Below are 1765 nucleotides of genomic sequence, written 5' to 3' on the forward strand. Positions count from 1 at the left end.
TTGGAAATGAGCTTTTCATTCGCTTCCACAAACATCTTGTATTTTCGTTCATAGTCCTCAATGTATGGTACTGACTCCTCAGATTTCAATCCTTTTTTAAGGTCTTCCATCAGCTTCTTTTCATCCTCCAAATGAACACGCACGTTCTTTCTAGAAGCATCTGTTTTCGTCAATAGAAAATCATAAAGGTTTTCTGTAGTCTCATTTTGAGCCATCTTAATGTCCTGGATAATTCTCACGTTAACACTATCAACCTCTAGGATTTCCCTATATTGACTTGTGGTAGTTTGCGATGCTAGGCTGCTAAAGTAAGAAATAACAACCATCACTAGGATAATTGCAGAGAAGCCCAACCACATTTTTTTTGTAATGGTCCACTTCATAATCATTCTCCTGTCTTAATTACTTTTGAACAAATCGATTAAAGGATACAAAGTGCTCATTCCAGTACACATTATCGAGCTTTGTAATTTCTACTCCCTTAGATCCTGCATGGATGAATTGATTGTCCCCTAAAAAGATTCCCATATGAGAGATTCCTTCTTTATATGTATTTTGAAAAAACACCAAATCCCCAGGGACCGGGTTAGTCACCACAACACTATCCAAATAATAAGACTCACTGCTCTTACGTTCCATTTTCACACCAGCCTGATTATGTAGGAAGTAAATAAACCCACTGCAATCAAACCCAGCCATCGTATTTCCCGCATACAAATAAGGAATACCTTCCAAACGTTTAGCAAAATCAATGATTAGTGGGTAATAGGCATGTCCTTCACCTGAAATAATTGGTGCTGGAGCTGGTGTCGCTACTGGAGCAGCTACCGTTTGAACAGGCTTCGTCACAACGGGTGCCGCCTTAGCTGGGACAACCTTTGTGGCACTTTTAACGGTGGCCGGTTTTTGTACAACAAGCTTTTGCTTAATATAAATATTATCCTTCGTCAGCTTGTTCCAAGTACGTAAATCAGCTACCGTTACTTTATGTAATTTAGCAATCTTTGTAAGGCTATCTCCCTTTTTCACCTCATACAGCGTACTTGCACTTGCATTTTCTGTAATAAAAAACAGCATAAAAGCTATAATCAGCACTTTCTTTCTCATACTTTAAACCCCCTTTCTGTTTATATCGGTAAAACTTTCATAACATCCACAACTTTCAACAAAATATTACCTGGGAAATAAACACTCGTAAGTTATCAGAAAATATGGCATAATCATAAATGAATAACCATTCATTTAGACGAAGGGGATATGACTATGAATGAAACATGGGCACAAATCGAAAACACAATGAACAACAATCCAGCACCAATCCAAAACCAAAACGTCCGCTACGAATTCCACCTATCCGGCGACGAGCCATCCGTTAAACAATTAGTCATCGCAGACGGTAGAGCATTTGTAACAGACGACACTTCTACTAAGGCTGATTGCACATTAAAATTAAGCTCAAAGGATTTTGTGAAACTAATTAATGGGGATCTAAATAGCACTAGCGCGTTTATGTTTGGGAAACTGAAGGTGGATGGGAGTATTGGTCTAGCATTGAAGCTGGAGGGGTTGTTGAAGGAATATCAATTTTAAATTAATGATTATAGCATAATTACTAATTTATCGTAATCGAGTATATACTATTTAAAAGCTTGTGAGGGGTTCTAACCCCTCACAAGCTTTTAATTATCAATCCTTTAATGCAGAAAAGTTGGTATTCTTCTTTAAACAACAGTATTTATTAAAATTCAAATAAACCAATTTTATA

3 protein-coding genes are annotated in these 1765 nt (G+C 37.1%); 1 reads left to right on the forward strand and 2 read right to left on the reverse strand.

What is annotated here, in order from left to right:
• Positions 1–383 (reverse strand): CHASE3 domain-containing protein (locus tag AC06OU_RS17820; RefSeq protein ID WP_475857565.1); only part of this gene is annotated, 383 nt, incomplete at its 3' end.
• A gap of 19 nt (positions 384–402) precedes the next feature.
• Positions 403–1107 carry a C40 family peptidase gene (locus tag AC06OU_RS17825; protein WP_475857567.1) on the reverse strand — a complete coding sequence of 235 codons (705 nt, stop codon included), beginning with the start codon at positions 1105–1107 and terminating at the stop codon, positions 403–405.
• Positions 1108–1263: 156 nt separating this feature from the next.
• Here AC06OU_RS17825 and AC06OU_RS17830 point away from each other — a divergent pair, with 156 nt between their 5' ends.
• Positions 1264–1590, forward strand: coding sequence for an SCP2 sterol-binding domain-containing protein (locus AC06OU_RS17830; protein WP_475857569.1), 327 nt, complete (start codon positions 1264–1266; stop codon positions 1588–1590).
• Positions 1591–1765: the final 175 nt, after the last annotated feature.

The sequence above is a fragment of the Psychrobacillus sp. genome, from assembly GCF_056205495.1.

What these genes read in the sequence shown, in the direction of transcription:
- AC06OU_RS17825 (WP_475857567.1), bottom strand. Translation starts at nt 1,107, where the DNA reads ATGAGAAAGAAAGTGCTGATTATAGCTTTTATGCTGTTTTTTATTACA.
- AC06OU_RS17830 (WP_475857569.1), top strand. Translation starts at nt 1,264, where the DNA reads ATGAATGAAACATGGGCACAAATCGAAAACACAATGAACAACAATCCA.